Genomic DNA, 26,463 nt, shown 5'->3' on the forward strand with positions numbered 1-26,463 from the left:
ATAGTGAGCAATATGCAAGTTGCTATCCAGAATTTATAACATTCTGAAATAAATAAAAAAATGCGCCATGGATCAAAAATCAATAGCGCATTAAATGTTGTTAAGGAATACTATTTTTTAATTATCTCGGGTATAACCCGGCAGTGCATCTAATGCGCTTGTAAGGTAATTCATGGTATTTCCAAGGGCTGACACCGCCATATCCATAGCATTAAAATCTTTGTATAAACGCGCTTCAAGCTTATCGGTACGATAAGTAAGGTCCGCTTCTTGTCGCTCAAGGTCATTAATTTTTTTATATAATGAATCAATTTTACTATCAATAACCCCTTCACTCAGATCAACATCACCGCTCGTTGAAGTAATACTTTTATCGATAATACTTGTCAGTAAATTATTCATGACTACCGTCATACCTTCAGCAAAGGTGACGTCGCCTCGAGAGCCTAACGCGCCCCCTTCAATTAATAATTTAATGCCCGCTGAATCACCGCTTTCTGATAGTAAGAACTGCCCATCACCCAATGCATCCACACCATCTATTTTACCTTCAACATTCACACCAGCGGTACCCGCTTGTACTCCAAACCCTAAACCAGCTAAAAAATTAGTATCTACTTCTGTAAAAGCAACATTAGAAGTTGAACCATACTTGTTTGAGGTGATCGCTATTTTGCCTGCATCTTCAGCTAAACTGACACTGATCGCTTTGTCGATAAAGTTACTATCTGAATTAATTTTAGATTGTAACTCAGTCATCAAATCACCAATCGTTGCATAGGAGCCTTGTGCAAGATTAATATCATTGGAAATTGAACCATCGACACGCATTTTAAACGTATCATTATCGGCATCAATGGTTAATGGGAAATTAGTACTAATATCCACACCCGTTAATAGCCCTTGAGTCGCTATCTGCGTTACTTCTACACCATATGTACCGGGTTTAGTTAAACTGTTATTGCTTTCAAAAGAGACCAACCCATCACTAGCAGCTCCTGATGCAGTGAAAAAATCGGCAACGCCAGCCATATCATTTTTTAATACATCGGCAAATTTAGTACTATCTAATTCTAAAGTACCATCACGCGCTGTTAATAACCCTAAATCAGCAAAGCTGTGAACAGAACCTTCAATGTGATCTACTTGGGTATTTAATACACCACGCATTAAGCTTTGAATATTTCGAATTGTACTATCACCATTTAAAATACCATTTTCAGCACCGACGCCATTAAATGCTGTTAGCTCATTCATCTGGGTTATCGTACTATTGTAGTTATCAACAAATGCTTGGATCTGTTCTTCAACTTTACTGGTATCTTGGTTAATTGATAGTTTTACTGTTTTTCCAATCTCTGTCGTGCCATTTAAATTCAGTGTTACCCCTTCTATTACACTGGTGATTTCATTGCTATCACGCGTGATTGTAATGCCATTCATCACAATTTCGGCATCCTGAGCAGCAGAGGTTTGATCAAGGTTCTTATCGCTTGCACTGTAGGTAAAACGAGAAAGACCTGTGCCATCGGTATTGTTACCGTCATCATCTGAAACGGTTAACTCAATCGCACTTTCTTCTCCGGTATCTTTGCTGGTTAACACTAAGCGATAGTTATCACCATCATTGATGATCGATGCACTAACACTATAATCGCCATCGTTAATCGCATCACGCATGCCAGCTAAAGAGTTATTTGAGGCATCAATCTCTAATGTTTCTATTGGTTTATCTGCATCTACAGCGAAAGCACTATTGCCTGTGCCACTGTATGCTCCAAAGCGGAATGATATCGTCCCGGTGCCAATTGGCTCGTTAACACTTGAGAATGAATTAGCTGTAGATGAGACGATCGTATGTGCTTGAGCACGCTTATTAACCTCAAACTCCCAGTTGCCCGTTTCTGCACCGATGCCCAATTTTGCATCTAAAATTTCACTGTCGCTACTTGAATAGGAAGCTGCAGAAAAAGAGGAGCTGAGCGCTAAATCTTTATAGGATGATTTAAAAGCGGAAAGGCCACTATTGAGCATGCCAAATGCTGATATTTGTGCAGTTGCTTCTGCTGCAGACTTAGTCATTTTAGCAAGAGCTGGATCTTTTTCTGCGCCAACGATAGCGGTCACAATAGAGTTAATATCGAGACCAGATCCAAGGCCTGTTGAGGTGATTGAAGACATAGAAACTCCTTGCTTGCTAAAATAGATGACAGCAAAAACGATGCAAAAACTAAGCCATAAAAATATAAAACAACATTAAATTATAGAGTTACTGACTAATTTAAAATGATATTGCCCAAGTAAAAATAACACGCTTAGGTAATGATTATAGTACGGCGACGAAAACAAAACCTTTCTTTACACTTTGGTATCGAACAGTATACCTACCACATCATCCATTTTTTTACGTAATACGACTAACTCTTCAGAAGGAATTTGACGAATCACCTCTTGTGTTTCAGCATCAGTCACCGAAATAATCTCTTCTCCGGATTGCTCATCAATACTAAACGATAAGTTGCGTTGCATACTTTGGACAAATGCACTCACCTCTTCTAAGGCAAGCGATACTTCTTTAGGTGATGCTTCTTTGGGCGCTTCTTCAGCCTTTTCCGTTACATTTATTTTATTAATCTGTTCACTTGGTGCAACTGTCTTATTGTTATTAATCGCTTCTTTTTGCGATTTTTCATTATCTAGACCAACTAAACCTGTTGGTGATACCGCTACATTTAAATCTGACATAACGCCTCCAAATTCAATTATTTTATCAACCTGTTAATGGCAAAAAAGCCCCCTAAAATAGGGAGCTATTATTGTGCCATGTTATCTAGCTACCCAGCTTATTACCCAAGCATTGATAGTACACTTTGTGATGAAGCATTTGCTTGCGCTAACATCGATGTACCCGCTTGTTGTAAGATTTGCGCTTTACTCATTTTCGAAGTTTCAGCTGCAAAATCAGCATCTTGGATTCGTGAATTCGCCGCCGATAAGTTTTGCGATACATTTTCCAAGTTAGAAATAGTAGAGCCTAAACGGTTTTGAATCGCACCTAGATTTGCTCGAGACTCGGTGATTTTACCTAAAGCGTCATCAATTCGGTCGATTGAATTTGATGCGTTCGCCGCACTGGTTACACTAAGACCGATACCTACAGCAGTATCACTACCACCTTGCGAAGTCACGCCCAGTTTTGCGAGTGCAGTATCTTTTGTCGCTTCATCGGCAGCATTACTGGTGATAACGACATCTTTTCCACTCTCACCTGTAAGCGTAATTTCGCCAGTTGTTGTCACTGTTGCATTAGCGGCATTACCAATTAACATTGCATTCGAGTCTGCTGAAACTTTAATATCATTACCAGATTGTGAAGTTAACACTAGTTCACCTGAATCTGCATCAGCACTTGCGACTACACCTTGAACACCTGAATTATTGATAGCATTTACCAAGTCATCCATTGTTGCATTAGTCATCGCTCCAGTTAAATCAATTTTAACACCATTCACATTAAAGCCCGTTTCAGCAGCTGCTAATGAAATTTCAGCAGAGTATGAAACTGTTGTTGTTGCTGAAGCAGTTACTCCAGATTCATCTGAGATGGCATTAATAGCAAAGGCTTTATCAGCAGCAGAGGTTCCATTCACTTCACCTAGGTCAACACCGTTAATTTGAATAGCATCATTTGAAGTGATCGTAGTTCCGACAACAGAGCCCCCTTTAACCACGTCTGAGCCAGTTGACACATTGAAACCTAGTGCTTGTACATCTGCGGTACTACCAGCATCAGTTAAGCCTATTTCAATCGCCTCACCATCCGCACTTGTAAGAGCAACATAACCAGCATAGTCATCATCAGTTAGACCAGCTTGAGCACCACCTGCATCGATAGTGATATCTTTACCCGTATCGTTACTTAATACGAGGGCACCATCGCTACTTAATGAAGCAGTTATACCTGATACATCACGGTTGATTGTATCCACTAGTTCAGTTGTATCAGCAGTAGCGCCAATAACAGTACCATTAATACTTAATGTACCATCTGTAGTACCACTTATTCCGCCATTACCTTCTACTGTGTTATAAGCAGAGGCAGTAACTCCTGTTAACCCCTGACTTGCATTAACAGTTTCTTTTACTACTTCTGCCGAATCACCAGCAGTTACCGCTGCGCCACTTAACGCAACACCATTAAGGGTAACCGTACCCGTGGTCATATCAGCGGCTGAATTGGTGCGACCACCATTCAAGTCACCAGTACCTGAAACAGCATTAAGATTTAGATCTTTAGTTGTTACCGCATCAATTGAGAACGATAATGTTTCACCATTATTCGCACCAATTTGTAACGTAGTTGATGAGTTTGAACCATCTAATAAGTTGATTCCATTGAACTGTGTTGTTTCTGCGATACGGTCTAATTCAGAGTATAGTTGATCAACCTCTTTTTGGATTGATGCTCTGTTTGATGAAGAGTTGGTATCATTGGCTGCTTGTACAGATAGCTCACGCATACGCTGCAAGATGTTTGTCATCTCATCCATTGAACCCTCTGCGGTTTGCGCCATAGAGATACCATCGTTAGCGTTACGTACACCTTGATTGATACCTTTAATTTGAGATTGCATACCGGTTGAAATTGCAAGACCAGCGGCGTCATCTTTTGCACTATTGATACGTAGACCAGAAGATAAACGTTCCATTGCTTGGTTACTTACTGCTTGTGATTTGCCTAACTGACGCTGTGCGTTCAAAGACATTACATTGGTATTTACTACTGCAGCCATGATGTGCTCCTTAGTTATAATTTCCTGAATTAAGCTTTAATGCACTTGTATTCAGTTTGATTAAGTATGTATCTTGTATCGACCGCTTAAAAAATAACTTTAGAAAAAATTTAACGATTTTTAACTTTGTTTAAGTAGCGGTTCATTTTCAAAACAGTCGATGTTCAGACTTAATAACTTTATCGACAGTAGAAAAAATAACTTTAGGAAGAATGGGAATATTTTTTAAAAAGAGTGTTTTTATAACCAAGAAACTAAAAAAGCGCTAACAAATAGTTGCTAACGCTATAAAATTAAAGGTATTTATATTTTAAAGTACAGGCTAAAAATAAACACGAACGACTGAAACAGCAACACAGCCTGGGCGACGTGTATTCTTAATTTCGACAGAGATCTCTTTTTCTATCTCAAGACCACGCTTTATAGGGGTTACTTTTATTAAGCGACTGTGCGCGCGAATGACACTACCTGTTTTAACTGGATAGGGGAACCTAACTTGATTTAAACCGTAGTTCACCGTCATTTTGGCATCAGGATAGAGTGGTTTATCAGGATCAACGCTGTCCGTTAAACGCGGAAGCAGTGATAATGTCAAAAAACCATGTGCAATGGTTGTTTTAAAAGGGGACTCTCTATTAGCCCTTTCTACATCATTATGTAGCCATTGTTTATCTTCAGTGATCTCTGCAAACTGATCAATACGGGTCTGATCAATCGTCAACCAATCACCAACATGCACCTCTTCACCAATTTGTGATTGCAGTTTCAAAAATAGCTCCCTTGCATCTGGGCTAAGTTGAATAGGTTTTTGTGCAACATTGACTGTTTTGCCATCTTTTAAAATAGAGTACTCTTTAACCCAAGAGCGAAGTTGTTCACGGTTACTGTTTGCCTTTTTGATAAACAGTGAATAATAGTCACGAATAGTTGGAGACATCCACGGTGTAAAGTCGACCGCAAATTTTTCCATAAATTCCGCTTTATATTTATTGATATCAAATCTTTTCATTTAACAGTTCCTGCAACTTAGAGTGTTGCATTTATTTCTTTTAACACTTTTGCAGGATTGCTTGCTTGCGTTATTGGACGACCAATCACTAAATAATCAGATCCAGAGTCTACCGCTTGCTTAGGCGTCTTAATACGGCGTTGATCGCCACTATCACTTCCCTCTGGTCTAATACCAGGAGTAACCAATTTAAACTTTTCACCCAATAAAGCTTTTAGCTCTGTTGCTTCATGTGATGAACAAACAACGCCATCAAGACCAGATGACTTAGTTAGAGTAGCAAGGCGCTTTACCTGCTCAAGCGGAGATAATTCAATACCAAGCTCTAACAAGTCACTTTCATCCATACTGGTTAACACGGTAACCGCAATTAACAGAGGTGCTTTATCGCCATAAGGCTCAAGAATTGCCTTTGCAGCTTCCATCATTCGACGCCCCCCACTAGCATGGACATTTACCATCCAAACACCTAGATCAGCGGCGGCTTTTACAGCCTTGGCAACAGTGTTAGGAATATCATGGAATTTAAGATCTAAAAACACATCAAAACCTTTATCTACAATCTGTTTGACAAAATCAGGGCCAAAATGGGTAAACATCTCTTTACCAATTTTTAAGCGACAAGTTGTTGGATCAAGTTGATTAATAAAATCTAATGCAGCTTGTTTATTATCATAATCTAATGCGATCACGACTTTAGGGTCGATAATTTGATTCATTTTTATTCTCTTCTATAAGGTAGGACTTAGCTCCTACTTCCAATATATTTAATAATGCTAATGCGTTAGCTGCTCACTACCAATAGATAGCTGACCACTTTATATTATTCGCCATCTAGGCCCCGTATAGGTTTAATTCTTCCCCAGCTTTTACATGAAGGGCATAACCAAAACAGTTTGTTGCTTGAATAGCCACATTTTTGACAACGATACTGTGGACGAAGTTTTATCTGCTGAGCAACTAATTTTTGCAAGAATGATAAGCTTTCTACTTCACTTGATGATTCCGAAAGCGTTAAGTGGTAAGTCATCAGTTGATTAAAGCCTTTCATCGTTGGATTACGGCGTAACTCTTGAAGCATAAAAGACTGTGCTTTTTCAACACTGCGAAACTCTGCAATCAATTTAGATAGCAAGATAACCGCACTTGCACCAGCTCCCAAACTGATAATACGATACAAGTAAGTAATCAACTCTTCTTCACGCCCTAGCTGTTGGTGCAATAACAACAGCTTATCTAGAATGACCTCGGAAAACTCAATATCCACTTCAGGTATTGTTTGTAACGTCTCTAAAGCTTTATCTAAGCGGTTATATCGCTGGTAAAAGTCACTTAAGGCTAAACTTGCTTTAATACAAGCAGGAAATATATCTAATGCTTTCTTATATAGTTTAACCTGAGCCTTTTCTTCATCCATTTCCGAAGCTAAACTACAGTAAAGATAAGCAAGCGTTCGTCGCTTTGCCTTTCCTTTAGCAAGTTTATTTAAACTTTCAGTGACGCTGACAGCATCCTTCCACTCTTTTAATTGCTGATATATATTTAGTAAATTCTCAAGCGCGACCTGCTTATATTCTGGCGATGACTTAAGCTGTACAAAAATTTCTTCACTGCGATCAAACAGCCCTGCTTGGTAAAAGTCTTTGCCTAGCTGTAACATGGCAAGATCACGTTGTTCACGTGTTAATGATGGACGCGCAATTAAGTTCTGATGAATGCGAATCGAGCGCTCTACTTCACCTCGCTGACGAAACAGGTTGCCAAGCGCAAGATGAGTTTCAATCGTTTCGCTGTCAACTTCAAGCAAAGCAATGAAATGATCGACCGCTTTATCTGGCTGATCGCTGAGAAGGAAATTAAGCCCTTTAACATAGTCACTACTGAGTTTATTCTCTTTTTTCTGCTTTTTTTGGTGCACACTGCGCACCCCCATATACCAACCATAAAAGGCAGCGATAGGTAATAAAAGGAAGAATATCTCTTGCACTAAGTGTTAATCTTTTTCAGGAGTGGTACGTAACAGGTTCAATTCTTTACGCTGTTTCTTATTCAGTTTACGTAACTGACGATTTTTTATCATTAAGCGGAGATAAAAAAGAGAACCAAAACAGGCTGAGACAACAAACCCGAGCAAGAAGTTAATCGCAAGTAAGGTTGATAAGCGCATTTCACTTTGCGCGAGTAAATAATTTATATTCACCAATTGCTGATTTTTCAAACCTAAGATAATCGCTATGGCAAACAGTAAAACGATAAGCATGATAGTTAGAAAACGTTTCATATTTCAGCTCTATAGGAATGAATGGTTTACTAAGTGTATTATAAATTGAGCAGCTAATAAATCCGTGATTTAACTTTCGCTAAAATTTAGGCAAAAAAAATGGTGCTTTATAAGCACCATTTTCAAATTTAATATGCATTATGCATTAACGGCATTAACCCGCTCTCTCAACTCTTTGCCTGGTTTAAAGTGCGGTACATGCTTGCCACCCAACTCAACCTTATCTCCTGTTTTAGGATTACGGCCAATACGTGGTGCACGATAATGCAATGAAAAGCTACCAAAACCTCGAACTTCAATTCGCTCACCTTGGGAAAGAGAATCCGTCATCAGTTGTAGCGTTTCTTTTACACTATCTTCAACCTCTTTAATCGACAATTGAAAGTGCTTGCTGGTTAGTCTCTCAATTAAATCAGACTTAGTCATATTTTACCTCATTTTAAGTTAACGAATGCAGTAAGCAGACTCCAGATTAATTAGGAAGGATATTGCTACCCTTCCCCATTAATTATTTGCCTTTAGCTGCATTAAATGCGTCAAGCATTGCATTACCCATGCTTGCTTCATCTTGCTCTTTCAAGCTATCGATTGCTTCTTTCTCTTCAGCTTCATCTTTCGCTTTAATAGAAAGGCTAATTACGCGGTTTTTACGATCAACACCTACGAATTTAGCTTCAACAGAATCACCAGCTTTAAGCTCAGTAGATGCATCTTCGATACGGTCACGTGAAATATCAGCAACACGGATGTAACCTTCAACGCCATCAGCAAGAGTTACAATTGCACCTTTTGCATCAGATTCTGCGATAGTACCGTTAACAATAGACCCTTTCTTATTTTCTGCTAAGTAATTATTGAATGGGTCAGCAGCAATTTGCTTGATACCTAGAGAGATACGTTCACGCTCTGGGTCAACTTGAAGTACAACAGCTTCGATTTCGTCGCCTTTTTTGTAATCAAGAACTGCTTTCTCGCCTTCAACATCCCAGCTGATATCAGAAAGATGTACTAGACCATCGATGTTACCGTCAAGACCGATGAAGATACCGAAGTCAGTAATAGACTTGATTTTACCAGAAACTTTCTGGCCTTTATCGTGTGTTGAAGAGAACTCTTCCCATGGGTTAGCTTTACATTGCTTAAGACCTAGAGAGATACGACGACGTTCTTCGTCGATGTCTAGAACCATAACTTCAGCCATATCACCTAAGTTAACAACTTTAGATGGGTGGATGTTTTTATTAGTCCAATCCATTTCAGAAACGTGAACAAGACCTTCAACGCCTTCTTCAATTTCTACGAAACAACCGTAATCTGTTAAGTTAGTTACTTTACCAGTTAGACGAGTTGATTCAGGGTAACGCTTAGCGATTGCTACCCATGGATCTTCACCAAGTTGCTTAAGACCTAGTGAAACACGTGTGCGCTCACGATCGTACTTAAGAACTTTAACGTTGATTTCATCACCAACATTTACGATTTCACTTGGGTGCTTAACGCGTTTCCAAGCCATATCTGTGATATGTAGTAGACCGTCAACACCACCTAAGTCTACGAAAGCACCGTAGTCTGTTAGGTTCTTAACGATACCTTTAACGTCTTGACCTTCTTGAAGATTCTCAAGTAGCTCATCACGCTCAGCACTGTTTTCAGTTTCGATAACAGCACGACGAGATACAACAACGTTGTTACGTTTTTGATCAAGTTTGATCACTTTGAATTCAATATCTTTGTTTTCAAGGTGAGCAGTGTCACGTACAGGGCGTACGTCAACTAATGAACCAGGTAGGAAAGCACGGATACCGTTTAATTCAACAGTGAAACCACCTTTAACTTTACCGTTGATAACACCGATAACAGTTTCTTGGTCTTCATATGCTTTCTCAAGCTGGATCCAAGCTTCGTGACGTTTCGCTTTTTCACGAGAAAGTTTAGTTTCACCGAAACCGTCCTCTACCGCATCTAGCGCTACATCAACAACATCGCCGATAGCAACTTCGATTTCGCCAGCAGTGTTCTTAAATTCAGCAGCATCGATAGCAGCTTCAGATTTAAGACCAGCATCTACGAATACTAGGTTATTACGAATTCCAACAATTGTACCTTTAACAATTGTACCTGGGCGAGTTTCTACCTGTTGAAGAGATTCTTCAAATAGTTCAGCAAAAGATTCCATCATCTATTTATTCACACTTATTTTATACAACCCATCACAATCCATTCGCGAGGGAGGCAAGAAAAATTATCATTTCATCCATAAAACGATATATAAAAAGCAGTAAGTTATTTTACTGCCAAATTGAGTTTAAGCTTAACTAAATCAATAACTTGACTTACAACTTCATCAATAGATAATGAGGTTGAATCTATCTCAATGGCATCGGTTGCAGGGCGCAAAGGCGCTACAGCACGGTTTCTATCACGATAGTCACGGTCTTTGATTTCGCTTAAAATTTGCGCGATGCTAACATTAAAGCCTTTATTTTGCAACTGATTAAAGCGTCGTTGCGCGCGCTCTTCGGCACTGGCATCTAAAAACACTTTGACGGGAGCATCAGGAAAAACTTCAGTGCCCATGTCACGGCCGTCGGCTATTAAACCTGGTGCTTGATAAAACGCCTTTTGGCGAGCAAGTAACGCATCGCGAACGATTTGAATCGATGCGACTTTAGAAGCGGCCTCTGCAACAACTTCGGTACGTAATTTATCACCCACATTTTGATCATTTAGAATAGTGTCTACACCAACACCATTAGAAACAAAAGCCACCTGTAAATTAAGCGCTAATTCAGCTAATTCTGACTCGTTATCTAAGGCGATATTTTCTTGTAATGCGGCAAACGCTAAAATGCGATATAACGCGCCACTGTCTAATAAATTCCAACCAAGCTTACTGGCTAAAATATGACAAACAGTGCCCTTACCAGATCCACTTGGGCCATCAATTGTAATGATGTTCATAATAATTTTAATCCTCTAATCTATCTCATCCATAAAGTCATCTAGATGTTGATTCTCATCGAATGATTGTCGCTGTCGTTTTTCTTCCATCAATAAATTTATATCTTCACTGAATTGATAGAACTTAAATGCTTCATATTGAATATAAGCTTCTTTAGCAAAGATATAGGGGTCAAGTGACTGCTCCAGTAATTTCTCTTGCCCAAGCACACTTTCACGCTTATCAAGACCATCTAGCCCCCATAATGCACCACTTTGCCAAAAGGCTAGGTAGCTCATAGGAAAATAAAGGCCATCAACAAATCCACCAACTAACTTTCTTGCACTACGAGGGCCGAGTACCGGCACCATCAAATAAGGCCCATGAGGTACATACCAACGTCCAAGTACATTACTAAATGTTTCTCGGCGTCTAGGAATGCCTCCTTTTTCAGCTAAATCAATAAAGCCCAATAACCCAAAAGTGGAATTAATAGAAAAGCGAAGTAGCGCATCAGCGGCGAGTGCAAATTCCAATTGAATCAGGTTATTTACCATCGTAGATGGCTCATCAAAATTTAATACAAAATTATTGATTGCCTTACGCCCAGGAGTAGGAACCCAATCAACATAAGTTTCAGTAACGGGTCGATATATATAAGTATCAAGAAAAAGATAATTAAAATCCCAGATGACGCGATTAATTGGCTCAATAGGATCACTCATCTCTGTCAGATACTCATAATCTCCTTGTGCATTTTGTGCGTTAACTGTAAGTGGCAAGCTTATTAGGCCTGCTAATAACAGTTGAACTCCATTTCTCATTAATTACGCCTTTCTACTGTGTTAAAGTTGCTCTGAAATAATAATGTTAACCGGCATCTCTTGTCCTAGTTTAACGACATCACTGACACCTTCCCAGTCTCCTGATTTTTTCATCACATCACCATGCTTGGACAAGCGAGCTTTAATAATAAATTCACTTTGGTCGCTTAACTTCATGCCTTGCATCATCGCATTTGCATCGGATATTTGAGTCGTAATAGGCAGTTCTGTTAACGCCATTTTAACAGCAGCAATTGGCATTTTAGGGCCAGAAACTGCTTGCGCATAAACAATAATAAAGCCAGATTGCGGAACTACGACATTATCAGCGACCGAGACATTCACACGATAAATAGGCGCACCATCTTCATCATTCGTATTATATTGACTGTCACTCTGTGGTGTGGCCAGTGCGTTTTCTGGAGAAGTTGTAGTGTTTATCTGCTTTTGTGCATAGCTAATGCTGTCACGTAACATAGTGGCTTGCTCAGAGCTTTCATCAATCAATGTTAGCATATGCTTCCAGCGTTTAATGGCGGCCTCATAATCTTGTTTTTCGAGTGCCATAAAAGCATACATTGACCAAGCCTGGAGTTCACTTGGGTTATCAATGAGTAGTTTCTCCAACATTAACTCAGCTTTGTGCTGTGAATACTCATCACCTTTTTGCATTTTTAACTGTGCATAGACAAGCACCACATCAACAGAGGCTGGATTTAAAGCATAGGCTTTTTTAACTGCATCTAGCGCCAACTCAGTGTCTTTAAATACAAGCGCTAAGCGACTATATAACAACCAACCATCTGCATCTTTACTGTCAGAACTAAGGTGAGTACGTAAGCCAAGCATGATATCGCGCAAATCTTGCTCAGTTGGGCGAGCATTTGGATCATTAAACAGTTTTTCCTGTAATGCAGGGTAACGCTGTAAACTTCCCTCCCATGCATCAACCTCTTTATAGGCTCCAATAGACCAATACATAGCAATACTACCGACAATCAATAGCAATAATCCTGGTAGCCAAATAAATCGTCGGCCAGTGCTTGTTGAGGCAATATCGGCATCATTAATATCATCAAGTAGGTTATGTTGTAACTCTTTAACTATTTTATCTTTATCAACCAACAAACCTTGCTGATCATCTTTTTCAAGCTCGGCGATACGTACATCATAAAGGGCTCGGTTGAGTTGGTTACGTTTATCATTATTGCTTTTTGTAGCCCCTTTTTTACTTCCTAAAAAAGGGATAATGAATATTGAAGCTGCGATAATAAGTAACAAAATGGCCCCAAGCCAAAATTGTACAATCATTATTTATCTCCCTGTTTTAGTATTTTTTGCAAGCGACTTTCCTCTTCACTGTCTAACTCATCTTCTTTTCGACTTTTTTTCTGCGCCTGTTTAAAGAGCACGATAAAACCAAAGAGGATAAATAACACAGGGCCTAACCAGAGGAAGATAGTCGCAGGCGTAATAGGCGGATCATAACGGACAAAATTACCAAAACGAGCCACCATATAATCAACGACCTCGTCCTGCGTCTTCCCTTGTTTCACTAGCTCGTAGGTCTTATTACGCAAATCTTTAGCCAGCTCGGCATTTGAGTCAGAAATATTTTGATTCTGGCATTTAGGGCAACGTAATATTTTTGTTAAGTCTTGAAATACTTGCTCTTGCTCCGCGTTGTCAAACTCAAAGGTATCGATCGCACTATAGACGTTTGAAGCAAAAATAGTGCTTAGTAAAAACAGTATTGCTGTTAGTTTTTTCATGTTATTTCATCCCATTAAACAGATCAGCAAGTTGATCTTTCCAAATTCGGGCATTTAAATCGCCAACATGTCGATATTGAATAATGCCATTGCTGTCGATGAAATAAGTTTCCGGCGCACCATAAACACCAAGATCCATTCCTAACATGCCATTCTTATCAAACAAACTTATTTGATAAGGATCTTTCAGATCCGTTAGCCAACGTATCGCTTTTTTACGATCGTCTTTATAGTTCATGCCGACGATGTAAATGCCCTGCCCAGCAAGTTCATTGAGAAATTTATGCTCTGCGTAACACGTAGGGCACCACGTTGCCCATACATTCAACAGCATTTTTTTACCTTTGAAAATAGAGGCGTCATGCTGTTTATTTTCATCGTAAATATCTTGTAAAGTAAACTCAGGAACAGGCTGCCCGATTAACGCCGAGTCTAGCTTTCTCGGATCGCTGTACAGCCCTTTAAAAAGAAAGATACAAGCAATAAAAAACAGTACTAGTGGCACTGATAAAATGACTATTTTGCGTGTATTGGCCATCTATGCTTCCTCACTAGCTGATTTTTTTACACGGTAGCGTCTATCCATCATCATTAATATTCCAGCAAACCCCATCATCAGGGGACCAAACCAGATCCAACGAATGAAAGGTTTATAATAGATACGTACTGCCCATGCTCCATCGGGTAACATTTCCCCCATGGCAATATACAAGTCACGCGTAACACCCGCATCAATAGCTGCTTCTGTCATTGGCATGCGTTGTACGGTATAAATACGTTTTTCCGATTTCATAGTAGTCACGTATTGACCATCTTTTTTAATTGTAAAGACACCCGCTGAACTGGTGTAGTTGGCCCCATCCATATTTTGAATAGAGTCAAAATGAAAATCATAATCCTCAAAGGTAATGCTTTCACCAACCATCAACTTTACATCACGCTCAATGGAGTAGTTTTGCGTCATCGTAATACCGATAATCATCACCGCAAATCCGGCATGACCAATACTCATTGCCCAATGGCTATAACCAAGCTTGGTTAAACCTGTAAACAGCGAGAAGCGATAAGTTGAGCGTAAATACAGCTCATAGCAAGTGGTACTAAGGACCCAGAATCCTAAAAATACGCCCATCAGTGCTAGCCATGTAAAATAGGAGGCGAATATGTATAAATACAATAGTGTTAACAGAGTGCTAATAATCAAAGAGTGAAGCAGTGGTTTATATAGTTCGTTGATACTTTGACGCTTCCAACGTACTAGCGGTGCAACACCTAAAAACAGTGCAAAAGGCACGACTAAAACAGTAAACATACTGTTAAAGAAAGGTTCGCCAATTGAGATACTGCCTAAACCAATCTCTTTGTGGACCAGCGGTAATAGGGTACCTAATAACACCACAATCAAAGCAGCGATGAGTAAAATGTTGTTGGTTAGTAACATCGTTTCACGAGAGAGTAACTGATATCGACCGCGACTTTTTACTTTTGATGCTTGCACTGCATATAGCAATAACGACCCACCTATTACCAAAATCAAAAAGGCTAAAATAAACAATCCACGTGAAGGATCGCTGGCAAATGCGTGCACTGAGACCAAGATACCGGAGCGGACTAAGAAGGTACCTAACAGGCTCAGAGAGAAAGCGCTAATCGCTAGCAATACTGTCCAAGATTTAAATACACCACGCTTTTCACTGACAGCTAAAGAGTGAATTAATGCAGTACCTGCGATCCACGGCATAAACGATGCATTTTCAACGGGATCCCAGAACCACCAGCCCCCCCAACCTAATTCGTAATAAGCCCACCAACTACCTAATGCGATACCGATAGTTAAGAAAACCCAAGCAGCCATCGTCCATGGACGAGACCATTTTGCCCAAGCGCTGTCTAATCGTCCTTCCATTAAAGCTGCAATTGCAAAGGCAAAGGCAACAGAAAAACCAACATACCCCATGTACAACATCGGTGGATGTAATATCAAGCCAATGTCTTGTAGTAACGGGTTTAAATCCCTACCGTCTACTGGAAAATAAGGTAATGTGCGTAGAAATGGATTAGAAGTTAATAAAACAAACAGATAAAATCCAAGTGATAATAATCCCAACACAGCTAATACACGTGCGACTGACTCAACGGGTAAGCGTTTACTTAATACTGCAACTGCAGTTGTCCATAACGACAACATAAATACCCATAATAATAGCGATCCTTCATGGGCTCCCCATACTGCTGATAAGCGATAATACCAAGGCAGTGCACTATTCGAGTTTGTGGCAATATAGGTGACAGTAAAATCATTGATAAGAAAAAGATAGCTCAAAATAATCAATGAGATACTGACAAAGAAAAATTGCAGAATGGTTAACGTTTTAGCTGACTCAACAGCACGCGGTTCGCGCGCATAAATACCATATAAAGGGTAAACCGTTTGTAGCAGCGCCAACATACAGGCTATTACCAGTGCAAATTGGCCAATTTCAGCAAGCATTAGTTTATCCTTTTATTTCTTATAATCAGTTTTAAGGTGGTCCATGCCTTTCAATGCATCGGCAACTTCAGGTGGCATATACTCTTCATCATGTTTTGCTAATACTTCGAATGCATCTATTTGTGTCGCATTGAGTAATTCCCCCTGCGCAACAATCCCCTGCCCCTCGCGAAATAGATCAGGTAAAATTCCATCAAAGAAGACTGTTACGATACCACCACGATTATCGATCAAATCAAAGCTAACCTTTAAACTATCTGGATCACGTTTTACCGTGCCATTAACGACCATTCCGCCAACGCGTAGGCGCTGTCCAAGTTCAGGTTTAATACCCGTCTCATTTTTACCTTCGATAATTTCGGTTGGTGTATAAAACAGATCAATATTTTGCTGTAAAGCAAATAGCACTAAACCGATTGATAATGATAACCCCGCCACTAATGCCGAAGTAATCAATAAACGTTTTTTACGTCTTGGGTTCATAATGTTCCCTCCAAGTTTTTTGCCTTTTTAATGCGCTCCTCTCTTGCGAGTCGCTGCTCTACATTTTTTAAAATTTTATTTTTCTTAGCCACGCTATTCACGACCAAAATAATCAATGCAAAAAAGCTAAGGCCATAGGATAACCACACATAGAAGCCATAGCCTCCCATCGCTATAAAATCACTAAAAGAATTAAATGCCATGTTATTTATTCTCCACAAATTTATCTTTAACTAATGCAGTGACCCAAGGCCTATGACTCTCACGGGCGAGGATTTCATTTCGAAAACGCATTAAACTAACGGCCCCAAGAAAAGCACCAAAACCAACAATCATAATGAGTAATGGCCAAAGCATCTCTGGTGCCATTGATGGTTTATCAAATTTCATGATCGTTGCACCTTGATGTAGCGTATTCCACCAAACAACTGAAAAATGAATAATTGGTAAATTTATTACACCCACCAAAGTTAATATTGACGCGGCACGCCCCGCTAATACTTTATCGGAGAATGCGTTATACAATGCGATAATGCCTAAATAAACAAATAAGAGAATCAGTTCAGAGGTTAAACGCGCATCCCAAACCCACCAAGCGCCCCACATAGGTTTCCCCCAAGCCGCACCAGTGATTAAAGCGATAAAGGTAAACACGGCACCAACAGGTGCAATAGCGGCAATATTCATCTCAGCAAGACGAATTTGCCAAACTAAAGCAATAAATGCCGCGATCGCCATGGTGGAGTAGGCTGCCATCGCCATCATAGCAGCAGGAACATGAATATAGATAATCCGAAAACTATCACCTTGCTGATAATCAGCAGGCGCAAACAATAACCCCCATACTAACCCCACAACAAAGGTGATCACCGTTGCCACAATAAACCAAGGTAATAATTTCCCTGCTAATTGATAGCTTTTCTCAGGCTTTGCATAGGGATGTAACCATTTCCACATAATTAAATAACTCTCCGTCGATATTTATAGTTCAGCTTACGCTAACGCGTAACGCGGCAGCAATTGCAAAGGGTGCTAAGGTCATTGAGGCAATTAACATCGCACCTAATAACGCTAATAGACCAAGGTAAGACTGGCCGTATGCGGCTGCATCAATTGCCATGGTTGAAAAAATTAAAATAGGAATACTTAAAGGAAGCATAATTAAGCTTAATAATATCCCTCCTTTACGTAAACCGACTGTTAATGCAACGCCAATAGCCCCAAGTAGGCTCAGTATGGGTGTCCCAATAAGCAGGGTTAAAAAGAGTGCATAATAGGTCGGTACATCCATCGCCAAAAAAGTTGCTAATAATGGCGAAATAAACAAAATAGGTAGGCCCGTCAATAACCAATGTGCAAACACTTTTGCACTGACTAACCACGCGAGAGAATGAGGCATCAGCATCAACTGCTCAAGCGATCCATCAATAAAGTCATCTTTAAATAGGCGTTCAAATGAGAGCAGTGCTGCCAATAAAGCAGCAACCCAAATAATACCAGGAGCAATACGTGCTAGTAAAATAGGATCAGTGCCGATACCCAGGGGGAAAAGCGTCACAACGATGATAAAAAACCACACCGGATTTAATATATCACTCTGTCGCCTAAAAGCACCTTTAAGCTCTTTACTAACCACCTGTGTAAAGACCTTAAACATAACAGTCATCCAAGGGTTTATGCAGGGTGATTTTTGATAATCGTGGCGCCTTGATAGATAAATCCTGATGAGTTGTCAGTACAACAATGCCACCTTTATCTGCATGCTGAAGAAAAAGGTCTTCTAATACCTTAACACCTGATTTGTCTATCGCAGTAAAAGGCTCATCTAAAACCCACAACTGGCAATCATTTAACCATAAACGTGCAAGTGCAACTCGTCGCTGCTGTCCTGCAGAAAGTTGCCCAGTAATAATATCTTCATAACCTGCAAGGCCAACTTTTGCCAAAATCTCCCATAGATCTGCACTTTCATAACTCGGTTGTAAATGCTGAAAGAACTGCAGATTTTCTAGTGCCGTGAGCTCAGGCTTAATGCCCGTTTTATGACCAAGATATAGCAGTGTTTTTAGGTAAGTTTCACGATCATTATTCATAGCCTCTTCCTGCCAAAGTATTTGACCATCATAAGGAAGAGACAAACCAACTAGGAGACGAAAAAGACTCGTTTTTCCAACCCCATTGGGGCCTTCAACTTGCACTATATCACCGCGATTAACGCTAAAGGAGAGATCTTTAAATAAGATCCTATCTTCTCGGACACAGGTTAAATTTTCACAGCGAAGCATCTGGCAACCTAAATAAAAAATCGAAAAACGGGCATAATAAGACACAGCATCCTAACTTATCTCTGCAGATAAAGATAGGATGATGATAAATAGCCACGTTATTTTTTATGCAAATTAAGCAATAACTCTGCTTCAGCACGAGGCAGTTCACACTCGTTCATTAGCTCCTCAATGGTAGCACCAAGCTCAACCATTTTTGTTGCACGAGTATAAAGTCGATTCTCAGGTGCTTGTGCAACTAAATTTTGTTGGTTTTCTTGGGTTTTTCTGATGAGAAGTTCTAGTTGTTGAATTTTTTTACCCATGCCAACACTCCCCGAATGCAACTCAACAAACTGTTGCTTAAAACGTTCGTTATTTGCAAGAACAGACTTCAATAGAAGCTCTAAAGCATGGTTTTTTTTCGCTTGTTTTTTAATTAACAGGAAACTAATAATAAAAAAAATAATGGCTAACACTAGGGTTAGCCAAGGAAGGTATTGTAAATACATTGTTCACTCGATTTATAGTAGGCTTAACTCATCCCACTCATCATCACTGAGTAACTTGTTTAAATCAACTAAAATAAGTAAACCATCATCACGATTCGTTACACCTTGAATAAATTGTGAACTCTCTTCAGTTCCTACATGAGGTGCAACTTCCATTTCTGATTTTTTCAGATAAACAACTTCAGCAACACTATCAACGAGAATACCAATTACCTGTTTTTCAGCTTCGATAATTACAATACGGCTGTTATCGGTAATATCAGCAGGCATTAGGCCAAAGCGGGAGCGAGTATCAATAACAGTAACAACATTACCACGTAGGTTGATGATACCTAGCACATAGTCTGGGGCACCTGGCACCGCTGCAATTTCGCTGTAACGCAGGATTTCTTGAACCTGCATTACATTAATACCATAAGTTTCATTTTCTAGTTGAAAAGTAACTCGTTGGAAAATTTCATCATCTGAACCATTATCTGAGCTGCTGTTATCTCTATTCATAATATTCTCTACCCAATTTATTACATTAATGAATTTATATTAGTTGCTAATTGTAATTTTACCAGTACTAATTCCCATGAATATTCATACCACTATTCAATAGTTTAACTAATTCTTCAGCATGGATCAGAGCGCACATTTTTTCTTTCACCATACCAGCAAGCCAAGGACGCTTGCCTTGCACTTCTCGCCACTTAATCTGTGAGCGTGTTAACGTTTCAGTTCCGACTAATTTCTCGCAGGATAAGCCCCACTGTGTAGCTCCTAATAAAATATAGTGGCTATAGGCCAGCGTGTCAGCGGATTCACCAGTATTTATCCATTTTGCTGTATCAACAATATTAAAGAGAGATTCATTATGGGTCATTACTCCAGAAAACCAGGGTGGCTTACCAATTAATACATTCATTGAATCATCAAGGTGGTGAATCCCCCCTAAATCAGTTAATGGTACCGCAAACGTAAGCCCAGATAACTCAAAAAACAACACCTGAAATTCATTTTCAACTTCAATATTTTTCCAAGCTTTCTTCGTTTCAACTGGCACTTGTGTAGGCGCTATTTGCTCAGTTTTCTCTGAAAAAACTAATTGCTCTGGTAAACCAGCTACGTTCACAGGTAGCGTTTCTGATACAGGGGAATCAATTACTTGCGTCGATGTTTTTTCATTTAGCATTGAGCTAAAGTATTCGGCCATCGCTTCATCATTATGGTTCTTCATTAATAGGGCTCAATTTGTAACAGGTAGTTTAGTAATGTTTCATAGGCAAAAGTGCCACGACAATTATGCGAATAGAAAGAAACAGGGAGGTGTTGCAAACTTGCATCACGGAATTTTGTATCGATAGGAATGACTCCACTCCAAACATTACTGGAGTATGTCGCTTTAACCTCTTCTAAAGTATTGAGCGAAGCACGCGTTCGTTTATCAAACATGGTTGGAATGATACAGTAATTAAAATTTGTATCGCGAGATTTTTGCATTATTTGCAGCGTTTTTACCATTCTTTCTAAGCCCTTTGAGGCTAAAAATTCAGTTTGAACAGGTACTAAAATTTTATCGCAGGCGGCTAATGCATTAACCATCATAACACCCAATACAGGCGGGCAGTCTATCAATACAACATCGTAATCATCTTCGACAAATAATAACTGTTTCTTTAAAAACAGCCCCATTCCTTCTTTATTGCCGAGGACTCTATCTAACGTTGCTAACGCCATAGAAGCAGGTATTAGAGAGAGATTATCAATTTCAGTCGGCAGAATTACTTGTTCAAATTGTGCTTTGTTTTGTGCAGGCTCTTGAAAAAGATCATATAAACTAACAGGTAGTTGGTCTGAATCATATTGCAGATAACTGGTTAATGAGGCATGCGGATCCGTATCAATCAGTAAAACTCTAAAACCTCGCTCTACAAGGAGCCCCGCTAATGAGATGACTGTCGTTGTTTTACCAACACCACCTTTTTGATTTGCTACCGTCCAAACTAACAACGCTATTCCTGCCTTGTGGTTATAATTAATCGATTATTAGGTAAATAAACTTCGCGCATCTCTTTGCTATCTGGTTTAGGATCAGTTGACTCAGCAGCGCTATTTTTCTGTATAGATTTATCTTCCGATAATTCACTATTTTTCTCAATAGTTACCACTGCATATTTTGAGACAGCGATAACAACCCGACGACTTTTTAAAGGATCAACGCGGTTATTCTCATTAAGAATGGGAGAGAAGCGACCATAAGCTTCAACAACCATCCGCTCTCCTGATATACCAAGCTCATTAAACGCATGCAAAACACTAAACGCACGCATTCCCGAGAGCTCCCAATTAGATTGGTATATTTCATTAGCAATGGTTTCATCATCGCTGTATCCACGGATTCGAATCAAATTATTAACAGGCGCTAAGACCTCTGCGATGGATTGTACAACTTGGTTCGCAGAGTTTAATAAAGTATGACTGCCTCCAGCAAACAAGATCTTTCCTCCCATCTCAATGGTTAACCAATCACCATTAAGATCCACTGCAACGCTTTGATTGTTTGCATCTAATGAAAAAAGCTTATCTAGTGCTAATTTTATTTCACTTAGCTCTCTACCCGCTTGCAATGTTTGTACATCGGAAAGTTCATCATCAGCTTGATCTTGAGGGGCATCGGAAAGTAGAGCAGGCCCCATTTCATCAACAATACTGTTGCTGTTGTGAGTTAAAATACCTTCTCTATTAGCGCTAAAAAGGGACTGGTTAAGTAGTTTACTGGCACTTTGAAAGCTCAGCATAACTTCTTTATACTGCTCTTTATCATTTACTGATACTGCATATAGAACAACAAAAACAGCAAACATTAGGGTCATAAAATCAGCAAAAGAAACAGTCCAACGATGTAAATCATTGCCCTTATGCATCTGCATTCTAGAGCGGGGTCTTACACGCATTAGTATGAGGCTCTATCAATATAACCGTGTAAACGGCGCTCAAGTAATAAGCCATTATCGCCATGTGCAATCGCAAGTAACCCAATCAACGTCATCTCTTTATACAGGGCGACAAATTGATAATGTAAACGAATTTTATTGGCAATAGGTAAGTAAATAAAATTGGCGAAGCCAACACCATAAATTGTCGCAACAAATGCTACGGCAATCCCAGAGCCTAATTTTTCAGGTTGATCTAAATAACTCATTGCTTGTATCAAACCAAGCACGGCCCCGATAATACCAATCGTAGGACTATACCCTCCCATCGACTCATAGAGCTGTGCGCTTCGCTCTTGATGCTCACTATCAAGATCAATATCTTGCTGTAAAACATCTTGTAAGATGACTTGATCACAACCATCTATTAACATCGAAAGTCCTTTTTTAGTAAAAGGATCTAAACTTTTATCTTGTTCGTTTTCTTTCTCTAAACTTAGCAGGCCATGTTGACGTGATTTATTAGACCATCTTTGGATTTTTTTAGATTGCTCTAACAGTGAATATTTAGGGGCTGAAAAAATTTGAGGTAATAAACTAAGTGCGTGTAATAACTGCTTACTAGATGTTTGCACTAAAATGGCACCAAAGGTTCCACCAAACACAATTAAAAATGCGGGTAGATCAAATAAACCCGCTACTGATGAACCATGATAACTTTGCGCAAAAAGGATGCTTGTAACGATAATAACAAAGCCAAAAAGCCCAAGTTTATTCATACTTCAATTCCACTAAAATACGCCTTGAAACTTGATCTAGTGGCAATGATTCTGTTGCAATACCAGCTTTAGTAACAGCTTGTGGCATACCATAAACGACACAGCTTGCTTCATCTTGAGCCCAAATTTCAGCCCCCTGCTCTTTTAACATTCTCGCACCATCTCGACCATCAGCCCCCATGCCAGTTAATACAACAGCTAGCACTTTTTTTCCATAAAACTTTGAAAGAGATGCAAATGTAATATCAACACTTGGTTTGTAATTAAGCTTTTCACTACCATCATGAATACGTATTTTGGCACTACCTGAACGCCCATCTAATAACATTTGCTTACCACCAGGCGCTAAATATGCACAACCGGGTTGTAAAACATCACCGTCACTGGCCTCTTTAACACTAATTTGACAAAGGCCATTCAACCGCTCAGCAAATGCTTTAGTAAAGGTACCAGGCATATGTTGGATTAATAAAATAGGCAGTTTAAAATTACGAGGAAGTGCAGTTAACACAGTTTGTAATGCAACAGGACCGCCCGTGGAGGTGCCGATAGCAAGCACCTCGTAGCTTTTTCCTGATGCTTTAAAAAATTTATTTGCTGGTACTGAGTCGACCACTTTGGTCGCTGCTTTAAGGGGTTGAGTTTGTCTTAACTGAGCGGTAGTTTGGACTTTAGGTGCATGATTACGCTCATTTAATTTTTTTAAAGCAGATAATGCGGGTTTAGGTGTAGAATTAGCGGTAGAAGTCGGTGAGGATTTAGAAGTAACACGTGACACTCGTCGTGAAGCAATCGCTTGTATACGTTGCTGTAATAATTTAATAGCCTCTTCTTTATCTCTTGCAATATCTTCAAACTTCTTGGGAAGAAAATCACTGGCTCCAGCCTCAAGCGCATCTAATGTAGCACTTGCACCTTGATGAGTTAGTGAAGAAAACATTAATATCGGCAATGGATTGATTGCCATAATTTTCTTCACTGCAGTTATGCCGTCCATTACCGGCATCTCAATATCCATGGTCACAACATCAGGTTTGTATTTTGCAACCATATCGATCGCTTCTTGGCCATTATTTGCAGTTGCAATCACTTCTAATGCGGGCGATTTATTGATAATTTCACTAACACGGCGTCGAAAAAAACTTGAATCATCAACAACTAAGACTTTAATCGCCATACTATTCCTTATACTTTATGCGTAATGTTTCAATAAACTCGGTAAATCAAGAATTAATGCAATTCCCCCATCACTGGTGATAGTTGCACCAGCCATACCAGGTGTTCCTGACAGTAGTTTATCTAGTGCTTTGATAACCACTTCCTCTTGACCTAATAAAGCATCAACTACAAAGGCAACTTGTTGTATGCCTAATTGCACAATAACCACATGCCCAACGCCAGTCCCTTTTTCAACAGCAGGCTTATTAGGCGCGAGCCAATCACTTAAATAGAACAATGGAATTGCTCTATCACGGATAACAATAGTTAGTTGGTTATTAACAAGATTTGTTTTACTTAAATCCAGATGGAAAATTTCATTAACATTTGTGAGTGGTAATGCAAATGTCTGTTCAGAAACAACAATCATCAACGTTGGTAGAATAGCTAAGGTTAATGGAACTTTAATCTCTAAACGAGTCCCTTTACCTAATTCTGAATCAATTGATATCGACCCGTTAAGCTTAGTAATACCTGTTTTCACAACATCCATTCCAACACCACGGCCAGAAATATCTGAAATTTCAACTTTAGTTGAGAAACCCGGTGCAAAAATCAAAGAGTATGCATCTCGATCACTCATTCGATCAGCACCATCTTGATCGAGAATACCTTTATCCATTGCGATCTGTTTTAGTTTGTTTGCATCCATCCCTGCACCATCATCTTCAATAACGAGCAATATATGATCGCCTTCTTGAGATGCAGAAAGTAAAACTCGGCCCTCTTTATCTTTACCTGATTGCATACGTATATTTGGCATCTCTATGCCATGATCGACAGAGTTTCTTACTAAATGCACTAATGGATCAGCAAGAGCTTCCACTAAATTTTTATCAAGATCAGTTTCTTCTCCGACTAACTCTAAACGAATATTTTTCCCAAGTGTTCTCGCTAAATCACGGACAACACGCGGGAACTTACCAAATACTTTTTTGATCGGCTGCATACGGGTTTTCATCACCGAGCCCTGCAGGTCACCAGTAACAATATCGAGATTAGCTACCGCTCTTGAGATCTCTTCATCTTCTGAAGTCGATTCCAAGCTAACAAGACGGTTTCTAACTAATACCAGCTCACCAACCATATTCATGATTTCATCAAGAATTGCTGTATCGACGCGCACTGTAGGTTCAGCCTTAGCAACGGCAGCTTTCGGAGGAGCTTTAGGTGCAGCAGCCGCTGGCATTGCTTTTTGAGCAGGCTCAGCTTTTGGCTTAGCAACAGGTTGTGGAGCAGGATCAGGTTTAGCGACCTCCGCGATAGGCTGAGGGGCAACAGGTTCAGTAGTTTTACCTGTTTGCGCACTTTTTCCTTCACCATGTAACTCATCTAATAGAGATTCAAATTCATCATCTGTAATTTCATCACCATCAGTGGCGAGCAAAGACTCTGGAGAAGCATCGGGTGTTCCACTATGCGCCCCTTTCCCATGTAATTCATCTAATAAAGATTCAAACTCATCATCATTAATTTCATCAATGCTTGTAGAAGATTTCTCGACCGATGCATCAGGGACTGAATGTTTTCCTGCACCGTGTAATTCATCCAATAAAGATTCAAATTCATCTTCACTTATCTCTGCATTTTCAGCACTTGCTGGCTGAGCTTCAACTTTAGAGCCTGATTGTGCATGTAGTTCATCTAATAGCGCATCAAATTCAAATTCATCGATTTCATCATTGACCTCTGTAGATTCAACAACAGGCTCAGGCTCAGCGGCAACTTCCACAATAGGTTCAGGGACAGTTTCCTCTGCTTCAGCGACAGCTGCCTCAGCAGATTCAGGTTTACTTAAACGGTGTAATTCAGAAACAATATCCGCAGGGGCGGCCATAACATCTTCGCCATTTTGAACAGCTTGAAATTGTTCGTTTATAACATCTAACGCAGCTAAGATGGTATCCATGAGCGATGAGCTAACAGAACGATTTTTCTGACGCAAACAGTCAAAAACATTTTCTGCACCATGGCATGTTTCGACCAATTCAGTAAGAGAAAGAAATCCTGCGCCACCTTTTACAGTATGGAATCCACGGAAAATGGCATTAAGTAACTCGGCATCATCGGGATTATTTTCCAATTCAACCAATTGCTCAGATAGCAATTCTAAAATCTCTCCTGCTTCAACTAAAAAGTCCTGCAGAATCTCTTCATCTACTTCAAATGTCATTTTCC

The 26,463-nt window shown here is 39.6% G+C and carries 28 protein-coding genes; all 28 read right to left on the reverse strand.

Annotated elements, in window-relative coordinates; translation table 11 throughout:
• Positions 1–117: 117 nt before the first annotated feature.
• The 28 genes from fliD to CW745_RS05755 all read right to left on the reverse strand — a co-directional run bounded on the left by fliD (position 118) and on the right by CW745_RS05755 (position 26,458).
• Positions 118–2,181 (reverse strand): flagellar filament capping protein FliD, encoded by a 2,064-nt coding sequence (fliD, locus tag CW745_RS05620; protein WP_101107534.1) that lies wholly within the window; start codon positions 2,179–2,181, stop codon positions 118–120.
• 177 nt (positions 2,182–2,358) lie between these two features.
• The gene (locus CW745_RS05625) at positions 2,359–2,745 is read right to left on the reverse strand and encodes a flagellar protein FlaG (RefSeq protein ID WP_101107535.1); all 387 of its coding nucleotides are present in this window, start codon (positions 2,743–2,745) and stop codon (positions 2,359–2,361) included.
• 101 nt (positions 2,746–2,846) lie between these two features.
• Entirely contained in the window at positions 2,847–4,793 is a 1,947-nt protein-coding gene (locus tag CW745_RS05630; RefSeq protein ID WP_101107536.1) for a flagellin, read from the reverse strand.
• A gap of 322 nt (positions 4,794–5,115) precedes the next feature.
• A complete protein-coding gene (locus CW745_RS05635) occupies positions 5,116–5,802 on the reverse strand; it encodes a MaoC family dehydratase (protein ID WP_101107537.1) in 687 nt (228 codons plus the stop codon).
• A 17-nt stretch (positions 5,803–5,819) separates the two neighbouring features.
• Positions 5,820–6,521 carry an orotidine-5'-phosphate decarboxylase gene (gene pyrF / locus CW745_RS05640; RefSeq protein ID WP_101107538.1) on the reverse strand — a complete coding sequence of 234 codons (702 nt, stop codon included), beginning with the start codon at positions 6,519–6,521 and terminating at the stop codon, positions 5,820–5,822.
• Positions 6,522–6,625: 104 nt separating this feature from the next.
• Positions 6,626–7,789: a lipopolysaccharide assembly protein LapB gene (lapB, locus tag CW745_RS05645; protein ID WP_101107539.1), complete on the reverse strand. Its 1,164-nt coding sequence runs from the start codon at positions 7,787–7,789 to the stop codon at positions 6,626–6,628.
• A 6-nt stretch (positions 7,790–7,795) separates the two neighbouring features.
• Positions 7,796–8,083 carry a lipopolysaccharide assembly protein LapA domain-containing protein gene (locus tag CW745_RS05650; RefSeq protein ID WP_101107540.1) on the reverse strand — a complete coding sequence of 96 codons (288 nt, stop codon included), beginning with the start codon at positions 8,081–8,083 and terminating at the stop codon, positions 7,796–7,798.
• A gap of 138 nt (positions 8,084–8,221) precedes the next feature.
• Positions 8,222–8,509: an integration host factor subunit beta gene (locus CW745_RS05655; RefSeq protein ID WP_101107541.1), complete on the reverse strand. Its 288-nt coding sequence runs from the start codon at positions 8,507–8,509 to the stop codon at positions 8,222–8,224.
• Between the two features lie 82 nt (positions 8,510–8,591).
• The gene (gene rpsA / locus CW745_RS05660; RefSeq protein WP_101107542.1) at positions 8,592–10,262 is read right to left on the reverse strand and encodes a 30S ribosomal protein S1; all 1,671 of its coding nucleotides are present in this window, start codon (positions 10,260–10,262) and stop codon (positions 8,592–8,594) included.
• Between the two features lie 104 nt (positions 10,263–10,366).
• Positions 10,367–11,044, reverse strand: a complete 678-nt coding sequence (cmk, locus tag CW745_RS05665) for a (d)CMP kinase (RefSeq protein ID WP_101107543.1) — start codon at positions 11,042–11,044, stop codon at positions 10,367–10,369.
• A gap of 15 nt (positions 11,045–11,059) precedes the next feature.
• A complete protein-coding gene (locus tag CW745_RS05670) occupies positions 11,060–11,848 on the reverse strand; it encodes a VacJ family lipoprotein (protein ID WP_101107544.1) in 789 nt (262 codons plus the stop codon).
• Positions 11,849–11,869: 21 nt separating this feature from the next.
• Positions 11,870–13,159, reverse strand: a complete 1,290-nt coding sequence (gene ccmI, locus CW745_RS05675) for a c-type cytochrome biogenesis protein CcmI (protein ID WP_101107545.1) — start codon at positions 13,157–13,159, stop codon at positions 11,870–11,872.
• Positions 13,159–13,620, reverse strand: coding sequence for a cytochrome c-type biogenesis protein (locus tag CW745_RS05680; protein WP_101107546.1), 462 nt, complete (start codon positions 13,618–13,620; stop codon positions 13,159–13,161). The genes ccmI and CW745_RS05680 overlap by 1 nt, the downstream gene beginning before the upstream one ends.
• A gap of 1 nt (position 13,621) precedes the next feature.
• Positions 13,622–14,158, reverse strand: a complete 537-nt coding sequence (locus CW745_RS05685) for a DsbE family thiol:disulfide interchange protein (RefSeq protein ID WP_101107547.1) — start codon at positions 14,156–14,158, stop codon at positions 13,622–13,624.
• A complete protein-coding gene (locus CW745_RS05690) occupies positions 14,159–16,111 on the reverse strand; it encodes a heme lyase CcmF/NrfE family subunit (RefSeq protein WP_101107548.1) in 1,953 nt (650 codons plus the stop codon).
• Between the two features lie 12 nt (positions 16,112–16,123).
• Complete coding sequence (gene ccmE, locus CW745_RS05695) at positions 16,124–16,594, reverse strand: cytochrome c maturation protein CcmE (RefSeq protein ID WP_101107549.1); 471 nt, start codon at positions 16,592–16,594, stop codon at positions 16,124–16,126.
• On the reverse strand, positions 16,591–16,797 hold the full coding sequence (gene ccmD, locus CW745_RS05700) for a heme exporter protein CcmD (RefSeq protein ID WP_101107550.1): 207 nt from the start codon (positions 16,795–16,797) through the stop codon (positions 16,591–16,593). Before ccmD ends, ccmE begins: the two co-directional genes overlap by 4 nt.
• A 1-nt stretch (position 16,798) precedes the next feature.
• Positions 16,799–17,551 carry a heme ABC transporter permease gene (locus CW745_RS05705; RefSeq protein WP_101107551.1) on the reverse strand — a complete coding sequence of 251 codons (753 nt, stop codon included), beginning with the start codon at positions 17,549–17,551 and terminating at the stop codon, positions 16,799–16,801.
• 31 nt (positions 17,552–17,582) lie between these two features.
• Entirely contained in the window at positions 17,583–18,251 is a 669-nt protein-coding gene (ccmB, locus tag CW745_RS05710; protein ID WP_101107552.1) for a heme exporter protein CcmB, read from the reverse strand.
• The gene (gene ccmA, locus CW745_RS05715) at positions 18,244–18,879 is read right to left on the reverse strand and encodes a cytochrome c biogenesis heme-transporting ATPase CcmA (RefSeq protein WP_101107553.1); all 636 of its coding nucleotides are present in this window, start codon (positions 18,877–18,879) and stop codon (positions 18,244–18,246) included. The genes ccmB and ccmA overlap by 8 nt, the downstream gene beginning before the upstream one ends.
• A 98-nt stretch (positions 18,880–18,977) precedes the next feature.
• On the reverse strand, positions 18,978–19,370 hold the full coding sequence (locus tag CW745_RS05720) for a DUF2802 domain-containing protein (protein WP_101107554.1): 393 nt from the start codon (positions 19,368–19,370) through the stop codon (positions 18,978–18,980).
• A 12-nt stretch (positions 19,371–19,382) separates the two neighbouring features.
• Positions 19,383–19,871, reverse strand: a complete 489-nt coding sequence (locus CW745_RS05725; RefSeq protein WP_101107555.1) for a chemotaxis protein CheW — start codon at positions 19,869–19,871, stop codon at positions 19,383–19,385.
• Positions 19,872–19,938: 67 nt separating this feature from the next.
• On the reverse strand, positions 19,939–20,592 hold the full coding sequence (locus CW745_RS05730) for a chemotaxis protein CheW (protein WP_101107556.1): 654 nt from the start codon (positions 20,590–20,592) through the stop codon (positions 19,939–19,941).
• On the reverse strand, positions 20,592–21,365 hold the full coding sequence (locus tag CW745_RS05735; RefSeq protein ID WP_101107557.1) for a ParA family protein: 774 nt from the start codon (positions 21,363–21,365) through the stop codon (positions 20,592–20,594). The genes CW745_RS05730 and CW745_RS05735 overlap by 1 nt, the downstream gene beginning before the upstream one ends.
• Before the next feature lie 2 nt (positions 21,366–21,367).
• Entirely contained in the window at positions 21,368–22,309 is a 942-nt protein-coding gene (locus CW745_RS05740; protein WP_101107558.1) for a flagellar motor protein MotB, read from the reverse strand.
• Positions 22,309–23,067, reverse strand: a complete 759-nt coding sequence (locus CW745_RS05745) for a flagellar motor protein (RefSeq protein ID WP_101107559.1) — start codon at positions 23,065–23,067, stop codon at positions 22,309–22,311. Before CW745_RS05745 ends, CW745_RS05740 begins: the two co-directional genes overlap by 1 nt.
• A complete protein-coding gene (locus CW745_RS05750; protein WP_101107560.1) occupies positions 23,060–24,244 on the reverse strand; it encodes a chemotaxis response regulator protein-glutamate methylesterase in 1,185 nt (394 codons plus the stop codon). The genes CW745_RS05745 and CW745_RS05750 overlap by 8 nt, the downstream gene beginning before the upstream one ends.
• 15 nt (positions 24,245–24,259) lie before the next feature.
• Positions 24,260–26,458, reverse strand: coding sequence for a chemotaxis protein CheA (locus CW745_RS05755; RefSeq protein WP_101107561.1), 2,199 nt, complete (start codon positions 26,456–26,458; stop codon positions 24,260–24,262).
• Positions 26,459–26,463 lie beyond the last annotated feature (5 nt).

The organism is Psychromonas sp. psych-6C06 (assembly GCF_002835465.1).
Classification (GTDB): Bacteria; Pseudomonadota; Gammaproteobacteria; order Enterobacterales; family Psychromonadaceae; genus Psychromonas.

Coding starts and splice junctions, on each gene's coding strand:
- CW745_RS05630 (WP_101107536.1), bottom strand. CDS start 4,793: ATGGCTGCAGTAGTAAATACCAATGTAATGTCTTTGAACGCACAGCGT.
- fliD (WP_101107534.1), bottom strand. CDS start 2,181: ATGTCTTCAATCACCTCAACAGGCCTTGGATCTGGTCTCGATATTAAC.
- cmk (WP_101107543.1), bottom strand. CDS start 11,044: ATGAACATCATTACAATTGATGGCCCAAGTGGATCTGGTAAGGGCACT.
- pyrF (WP_101107538.1), bottom strand. CDS start 6,521: ATGAATCAAATTATCGACCCTAAAGTCGTGATCGCATTAGATTATGAT.
- CW745_RS05690 (WP_101107548.1), bottom strand. CDS start 16,111: ATGCTTGCTGAAATTGGCCAATTTGCACTGGTAATAGCCTGTATGTTG.
- CW745_RS05655 (WP_101107541.1), bottom strand. CDS start 8,509: ATGACTAAGTCTGATTTAATTGAGAGACTAACCAGCAAGCACTTTCAA.
- CW745_RS05745 (WP_101107559.1), bottom strand. CDS start 23,067: ATGAATAAACTTGGGCTTTTTGGCTTTGTTATTATCGTTACAAGCATC.
- ccmA (WP_101107553.1), bottom strand. CDS start 18,879: ATGCTTCGCTGTGAAAATTTAACCTGTGTCCGAGAAGATAGGATCTTA.
- CW745_RS05740 (WP_101107558.1), bottom strand. CDS start 22,309: ATGCGTGTAAGACCCCGCTCTAGAATGCAGATGCATAAGGGCAATGAT.
- CW745_RS05635 (WP_101107537.1), bottom strand. CDS start 5,802: ATGAAAAGATTTGATATCAATAAATATAAAGCGGAATTTATGGAAAAA.
- CW745_RS05750 (WP_101107560.1), bottom strand. CDS start 24,244: ATGGCGATTAAAGTCTTAGTTGTTGATGATTCAAGTTTTTTTCGACGC.
- ccmB (WP_101107552.1), bottom strand. CDS start 18,251: ATGTTTAAGGTCTTTACACAGGTGGTTAGTAAAGAGCTTAAAGGTGCT.
- CW745_RS05625 (WP_101107535.1), bottom strand. CDS start 2,745: ATGTCAGATTTAAATGTAGCGGTATCACCAACAGGTTTAGTTGGTCTA.
- CW745_RS05685 (WP_101107547.1), bottom strand. CDS start 14,158: ATGGCCAATACACGCAAAATAGTCATTTTATCAGTGCCACTAGTACTG.
- CW745_RS05670 (WP_101107544.1), bottom strand. CDS start 11,848: ATGAGAAATGGAGTTCAACTGTTATTAGCAGGCCTAATAAGCTTGCCA.
- ccmI (WP_101107545.1), bottom strand. CDS start 13,159: ATGATTGTACAATTTTGGCTTGGGGCCATTTTGTTACTTATTATCGCA.
- CW745_RS05650 (WP_101107540.1), bottom strand. CDS start 8,083: ATGAAACGTTTTCTAACTATCATGCTTATCGTTTTACTGTTTGCCATA.
- CW745_RS05680 (WP_101107546.1), bottom strand. CDS start 13,620: ATGAAAAAACTAACAGCAATACTGTTTTTACTAAGCACTATTTTTGCT.
- CW745_RS05730 (WP_101107556.1), bottom strand. CDS start 20,592: ATGAAGAACCATAATGATGAAGCGATGGCCGAATACTTTAGCTCAATG.
- CW745_RS05720 (WP_101107554.1), bottom strand. CDS start 19,370: ATGTATTTACAATACCTTCCTTGGCTAACCCTAGTGTTAGCCATTATT.
- rpsA (WP_101107542.1), bottom strand. CDS start 10,262: ATGATGGAATCTTTTGCTGAACTATTTGAAGAATCTCTTCAACAGGTA.
- ccmD (WP_101107550.1), bottom strand. CDS start 16,797: ATGGCATTTAATTCTTTTAGTGATTTTATAGCGATGGGAGGCTATGGC.
- ccmE (WP_101107549.1), bottom strand. CDS start 16,594: ATGAACCCAAGACGTAAAAAACGTTTATTGATTACTTCGGCATTAGTG.
- CW745_RS05725 (WP_101107555.1), bottom strand. CDS start 19,871: ATGAATAGAGATAACAGCAGCTCAGATAATGGTTCAGATGATGAAATT.
- CW745_RS05755 (WP_101107561.1), bottom strand. CDS start 26,458: ATGACATTTGAAGTAGATGAAGAGATTCTGCAGGACTTTTTAGTTGAA.
- CW745_RS05705 (WP_101107551.1), bottom strand. CDS start 17,551: ATGTGGAAATGGTTACATCCCTATGCAAAGCCTGAGAAAAGCTATCAA.